We start from the raw sequence: 6,402 nt of genomic DNA, 5'->3' as shown, positions 1-6,402 counted from the left end.
TATGTAGTATAATATAAAGAAGAGATTCTAAATCGTATCTCTTCTTTTTTATATTAAAAATAAAAATTTAAAATTTACTTAGGAGATTTTATGGCTGAACTTAAATTAAAAAATCTCACTTATTCAATAGGAGATAAAACAATACTGGATAATATTTCATTTTCTGTATCTTCAGGAGATGTTGTTGCTGTTGTTGGAAAAAATGGTGTTGGTAAAACAACATTATTAAACAATATATTAGAAAAATTAAATAAAACTAGCCAGATTACACTTGTTGGAGAAAATCCAACTCTTGGATATGTTCCTCAGTTCAGACAAATAGATGAAGAACTTCCCTTATCTGCCTCTGACTTTGTATCACTTCCTATTCAAAAAGGATTTTTACCATGGCTTAGCAAAAAAGAAAAAGCAAGTATTAAAGAAGCACTAGAATTAACAAATTCACTAAAACTTCAAAATAAATCTATAGGCACTCTCTCAGGTGGTGAAAAACAACGTGTATTTTTAGCACAAGCATTAGTAAATAAACCAAACCTACTACTTCTTGATGAGTTTACATCAAATTTAGATAAGACTAGTGAAATTGAATGTATGACTCTGGTTAAAGAAATTACAAAGAAAGAAAATATCATTACTCTTTGTATAACACATGAACTATCACTTATCGATGAAAAATACGTTGATAAAATACTCTATCTCGAGGAAGGTTGCTTCAAATTTATTAGTATAGAAGATTACAATATAGAAAAAAATAATCTAAAGCTATGCAAACATTATGTAGGAGATAACAATTATGCTTAATTATGATTTTATGCAGAATGCCTTTATAGCTGGAACTATTGTAGCTGTAATGGCAGGCTATATCGGTGTGTTTGTAATGGCTAGAAACATGTCATTTATCTCACACACACTTTCACATGTTGGGTTCGCTGGTGCAGCCTTTGCTGTTTTCTTAGGTATTAACCCAATTTACGGGCTATTAATATTCACTATTACTATGTCTTATCTAGTAGGTCATCTAAGTGTGAAAGCATTTAGACGTGAAGCTACAGTAAGCGTAATGTTAGGAATATTCTTAGGTTTAGGATTATTATTCCTATCACTAACACCTAAAAGTACAAGTTATGTTAACAACATTCTGTTCGGTAGTGTTGTTTCAATTACTAGAGATGATGTAAAATTGATATTTACACTAGCACTTGCTGTAATACTATTACTTTCTATCTTTTATAGAAAAATTAAATTTGATTCTTTCGATGCAATTGGTGCACGCGCCTTAGGATTAAATGGAAAATTTATTTCTATCTTTTTCCTAGTTTTATTATCAGTTGCAACTAGTATTACAGTTCCTGTTGTTGGAGCATTATTGATGTTCGTCCTATTAACCGTTCCCGCTAGTGCAGCAAGATATCTTACTAATAAAGTAGGTCTAATGATTGCTATATCAATATTATTCGCTCTAATTGGTACATGGGCAGGGATTACTCTTTCATATTACACTTCCCTACCTACTACTTTCTTTATAGCAACTATAGAAGCAGTATTCTACTTTTCTAGTTTAGGTTACTATAACCTAAAGAGAAAATAATAAAATATAAAATCAACTACTGTTACTATAACATTTTATAGTAACAGTAGTTCTTAATTATCCCTCTAAAAATGTTTTATAACCAAAAAAACACCCTAGTTTTATTTCTAAAACTAGGGCTTCTTTATTATCTAGGTTTTACTGAATTTCTTATTCTTTCGTATGCGCCTGGTTCAACTTTGTCTAGAGAATTTCTAATAATTTCTAGAGTTTTGTTGTAACGATACTCTCTATAATATTGTTCAGCAACTGTTAATTGTTGATGGAATTCAACATTATCTTTTCTGTATCTGTTTGCATAACGAATAAGTTTTTCTATTAATTCAATATCAGTAAGAATGTTATTTACTTCAGAAGAATAAATATCTAATGATTCCTCTGCTTCAGCAACTGCACGTTTTAGTAAATCGATATTGATAGGTTCTTTTTTAAGTTCCTCAATTGCATATCTATAACTATCAGTTACATCTTTATATAAAACAATAAATCTATCACTGAATCCTGGAACGCGTGAATTATCTAATTTACGTTTAATAACTTCTTTTTCTTGATTAATAAAGATAAGTTTTTCACGAGCGTGACCTTCTTCTTCACGAAGACTTGTTAAGTATCTAGAATAATTTGTTTGGTCTTCTTCAATTTTTTCTAATCCTTGACCTAATAATTCTACTTTTTCTTTTAAGTCTTTATAGTTAAGTTTTGGTTGATTATTAATATACACATCAATATCATGTTTAACATCAAGTAAATCACTTAACTCATCATAGTAGTTAGCAACCATTTCTTCATCTTTTTGATAAATTTGGTATCTATTTTTAATTTCTTGAATATTATTGTATAGAGCTTCGTTTAATTTATCTTGTAATTCAAGTTTATTAGTGATTTCTCTATAGTTTTCCTCAATGTATTTTTTATAATCAAGTTCTTTTTTAAGATCATTAGAAACTTCATCGATAACATCATAAATACCATCAAGAATGTTTTCAATTAGATCAATATCTCCAGATTTAACTTTTTCACGAGCATCGCTTAATTGCCAAACAATACTTTCAATTTTACTTGAAATTTCTAAGTGAGTAAGTTTAAACCCTTTTTTCTCCATTTCCTCAACTTTAAGTCTTAATGACTGTATTTGAGCTGGACAAGTTTTTTCAATTTCTTTTAACAGATCAGGCAGTACTTCCATTCTTTCTTTAAGATTATCAATTAATCCCTTAACAGTATTAATTTTATCTTGTGCTTCGATGTACTTACCAGTAGATGTTAGAAGTTTGAAATCATCAAGTTGTGGAGCTATTTCTTTGATATTTTGTTCAAATTGTTCTGCTGCTGCTCCATATTGATGACGCTTAGCTAATAGTTCTCTATTAAGCTCTTTGTACTCAACTACGATTTCTTCATATAGTTCTCTATTTCTAGGTTCAACTTCTGTTAATTCTTTAATTTCTCTTCTAATTCCAGCAATTCTATCTTTAATATTAGCGATTAATTCACCACTATTCATAATTACTTCATCAGCACGTTTGAAATTAAATTTATCAATATAAGTTTCTGCACTATAAAGATCTCTGTCAAGTTCTTCAATATCGATACTCTGAATTTCGTACCATTCGCTTTCCCATTGAGCATAAAGTTTTTCAGCTTTACCAGCAATTTCCAGCGCTTTTACTTTTTTCAAATCATCAGATAGTGTTTCTCTCTCTAGCTCATCTTTCATAACTAAAAGAGGGTATAAATCTTGTTTTTTCCTATTTCTAAAGACGAATAGTGCTACTACTCCTCCAAGAACAAGGATACACACAAATAAAAATATATATGTCATATATCTTCCCCCTGAAATTTTATATTTAATTTTTTACGTTTATTAATACAATAACCTAACAAAATTATACCATTTTTATTCCAAAAAACAAAGTGTTTCAATCATTTTTTTAAATTTTTTTCAATTTTTTTTAACAAACAAATAACTAAATATTTTTTATTAATTATAAGTTTTACAAGTCAATGTATAAATAATTATAAATAATAAAAGGAGTTGACCAAAAGGTTCTAAATTTTAAATAAGTGTATATTATAACTTATAGGCTCAGTGGCTCGACAAAATCTTATAAAGTATATTCTTTTTATATCTATAACTCTTATCACTTTATTTTTTATTACTATTATGCGAAAATATAATAAAGTCTTTTAAAAGAGGTATTTTAATGAATATAGTAGAAAATAAACAATTATTTATAAGTCAAGCGACTGCTTTAGTGTCAGGAGAAGATAATTTAATTACTAATTTATCAAACCTTTCAGCTTTATACAAAGAGTACTTGCCAAATACAAACTGGGTTGGTTTCTATTTATTAGATGAAGAAAACAACAACCTAGTTTTAGGACCATTTCAAGGAAAAGTAGCTTGCACTCGTATACCATTTAACAAAGGTGTATGTGGTCACTGCTATACAACTCGTGAAACTATTTATGTTGAGGATGTACATAAGTTCCCAGGGCATATTGCATGCGATAGTGCCACAAATAGTGAGCTAGTAATTCCGATTATCCAAAATGATAAAGTTGTAGCCTTACTAGATATAGATTCTATTGAGTTCAATAGATTCTCTCAAGAAGAAGTTGCAGCATTTAGCGATGTTACAAAACAAGTTTTTGAGAAAGTGATTTTTTAATCACAATACTAAAAGGAGATATACCAAAACAGTATATCTCCTTCTTTTATTAATCTATAATACCTTTGAATCTTAGGTAGTTTTCGTAATCCATCTCTTTGTTGATTGCACCTTCTGGTGTTAATTCAACTACTCTATTAGCTATTGTTTGAATAAACTCATAGTCATGAGAGGTGAAGAATACAGAACCTTTGAAAGCAATAATACCTTCATTGACCGCTGTAATAGATTCCAAGTCAAGGTGGTTTGTAGGCTCATCTAAAAGAATAACGTTAGCTTTAGATAACATCATCTTAGATAACATACAACGCATTTTTTCTCCCCCTGATAATACGTGGGCACGTTTAAGTGCTTCTTCACCAGAGAATAACATTCTTCCTAAGAATGAACGTAAGTATGCTTCACTTTCCTCTTCAGGAGAAGCATATTGGCGAAGCCATTCTACTAATGAAAGTTTTAATCCTTCAAAGTATTCAGAGTTATCTTTTGGCATATAACTTCTAGAAGTTGTAATACCCCATTTAACTGTTCCACTATCTGGTTCCATTTCACCAGCAAGAATTTTTAGTAATGTAGTTTTAGATACTTCATCCCCTAGTAAAATAACTTTATCATTAGGATTTACTGTGAAGCTTACATTACTTAATACTTCTTTACCTTCTACAGTTTTGCTTACACCTTCAACGATAAGTAAGTCATTTCCAATTTCACGATCTGGTGTGAAGCGAACGTATGGATAACGACGGCTACTTGGTTTAATATCGTCAAGAGTAATTTTATCAAGCATTTTCTTTCTACTTGTCGCTTGTTTAGATTTAGAAGCATTCGCAGAGAAACGTGCGATGAATTCTTGTAATTCTTTAATTTTTTCTTCTTTTTTCTTGTTGTTATCTTCTGCCATTCTTCTAGCAAGTTGACTAGATTGGTACCAGAAGTCATAGTTACCAACGTAAAGTTGGATTTTACCAAAGTCTAAGTCACAAATGTGAGTACAAATATTATTTAAAAAGTGACGATCGTGGCTGACTACAATAACAGTGTTCTCAAAGTTAATTAAGAACTCTTCTAACCACTTGATTGCACTAATATCAAGACCGTTGGTAGGCTCATCCAGAAGAAGTACATCTGGATTACCAAATAATGCTTGAGCTAAAAGAACTTTAACCTTAATAGCATTATCAAGTTCTCCCATAAGCATATCGTGGAATTCGACTGCAATTCCTAAACCTTCAAGAAGTTGAGCCGCATCACTTTCTGCAGTCCAACCATCCATCTCCGCAAACTCACCTTCAAGTTCAGCAGCAATGATTCCATCTTCTTCAGTAAATGGATCTTTCATATAAATTTCATTTTTACGGTTCATAACATCCCAAAGACGTTCGTGACCCATCATTACAACATCAATAACTCTGTTTTCTTCATATGCGAAGTGGTTTTGACGAAGTACTGCAAGACGTTCACCTTTCCCTAAAGAAACATGCCCTTGTTGTGAATCTAATTCACCAGATAATAATTTTAAGAATGTTGTTTTACCTGCTCCATTAGCCCCGATTAAACCGTAGCAGTTACCATTTGTAAATTTTATATTTACATCTTCAAATAGCTTTCTATCTGCAAAACGTAAACCTAAATTCGTTACTTGTAACATTGTTTTCTCCTTTAATTCTTTAATTCTATAAAACTAAGTATATTACTTTATACTTAAAAGCTTTAAACTTAAACAATTAGATAATATAGTTCATAAATGGGAATGATTCAAAAAATCGTGATTCCAGAGAAATCAATTTTATCGAGTCAGTCCCTAAAAATTTATCAGATATATAAAAAACTTTCATAAAGCGAATTTAGCTATCAATAAGCCGCTATGTCTATAAGTTTCATATAAACTTTTTGAAATTTTGGGCTTTAGAATCAACCCTATTTAAATATTTCAAAACAGTATAAACCATATTGAGGCGACTTAATCAAAGTGACGTTAATAAATCACAGTAATTAAGTCGCTCCTCTATTCTAATTATTCTTCGTCTTTTTCTTTTTTACTGACACTAGCTATTAGGCTTTCAATGTGTAAAGCATATTCGGCTGTTGTGTCATATTGGAAAATAAGTTCTGGAAATTTTCTAATTTTAATTTTCTTAGCAA

Annotated in this window: 5 protein-coding genes; 3 read left to right on the top strand and 2 right to left on the bottom strand. The window is 30.2% G+C overall.

Annotation, left to right across the window (positions count from 1 at the left end):
- The first annotated feature begins 90 nt into the window (after nucleotides 1-90).
- Together RWN11_RS06450 and RWN11_RS06445 are read left to right on the top strand one after the other, a co-directional pair.
- A complete protein-coding gene (locus RWN11_RS06450; RefSeq protein ID WP_314160938.1) occupies nucleotides 91-801 on the top strand; it encodes an ATP-binding cassette domain-containing protein in 711 nt (236 codons plus the stop codon).
- A complete protein-coding gene (locus tag RWN11_RS06445) occupies nucleotides 794-1,588 on the top strand; it encodes a metal ABC transporter permease (RefSeq protein WP_314160937.1) in 795 nt (264 codons plus the stop codon). The genes RWN11_RS06450 and RWN11_RS06445 overlap by 8 nt, the downstream gene beginning before the upstream one ends.
- 127 nt (nucleotides 1,589-1,715) lie before the next feature.
- Here RWN11_RS06445 and RWN11_RS06440 read toward each other — a convergent pair whose 3' ends face one another.
- On the bottom strand, nucleotides 1,716-3,410 hold the full coding sequence (locus RWN11_RS06440; RefSeq protein WP_294682810.1) for a septation ring formation regulator EzrA: 1,695 nt from the start codon (nucleotides 3,408-3,410) through the stop codon (nucleotides 1,716-1,718).
- A 382-nt stretch (nucleotides 3,411-3,792) separates the two neighbouring features.
- Here RWN11_RS06440 and RWN11_RS06435 point away from each other — a divergent pair, with 382 nt between their 5' ends.
- Entirely contained in the window at nucleotides 3,793-4,260 is a 468-nt protein-coding gene (locus tag RWN11_RS06435) for a GAF domain-containing protein (protein WP_314160936.1), read from the top strand.
- 49 nt (nucleotides 4,261-4,309) lie between these two features.
- Here the strand turns inward: RWN11_RS06435 and RWN11_RS06430 are convergent, their stop codons facing one another.
- Nucleotides 4,310-5,908, bottom strand: coding sequence for an ATP-binding cassette domain-containing protein (locus RWN11_RS06430; protein WP_314160935.1), 1,599 nt, complete (start codon nucleotides 5,906-5,908; stop codon nucleotides 4,310-4,312).
- Nucleotides 5,909-6,402 lie beyond the last annotated feature (494 nt).

The sequence above is a fragment of the uncultured Gemella sp. genome (assembly GCF_963519265.1).
Lineage (GTDB): Bacteria > Bacillota > Bacilli > Staphylococcales > Gemellaceae > Gemella.
Note: the sequence above shows the minus strand (reverse complement) of the source record. Positions and strands in the feature narration are given on the sequence as shown.

Coding starts and splice junctions, on each gene's coding strand:
- RWN11_RS06430 (WP_314160935.1), bottom strand. CDS start 5,908: ATGTTACAAGTAACGAATTTAGGTTTACGTTTTGCAGATAGAAAGCTA.
- RWN11_RS06450 (WP_314160938.1), top strand. CDS start 91: ATGGCTGAACTTAAATTAAAAAATCTCACTTATTCAATAGGAGATAAA.
- RWN11_RS06435 (WP_314160936.1), top strand. CDS start 3,793: ATGAATATAGTAGAAAATAAACAATTATTTATAAGTCAAGCGACTGCT.
- RWN11_RS06445 (WP_314160937.1), top strand. CDS start 794: ATGCTTAATTATGATTTTATGCAGAATGCCTTTATAGCTGGAACTATT.
- RWN11_RS06440 (WP_294682810.1), bottom strand. CDS start 3,410: ATGACATATATATTTTTATTTGTGTGTATCCTTGTTCTTGGAGGAGTA.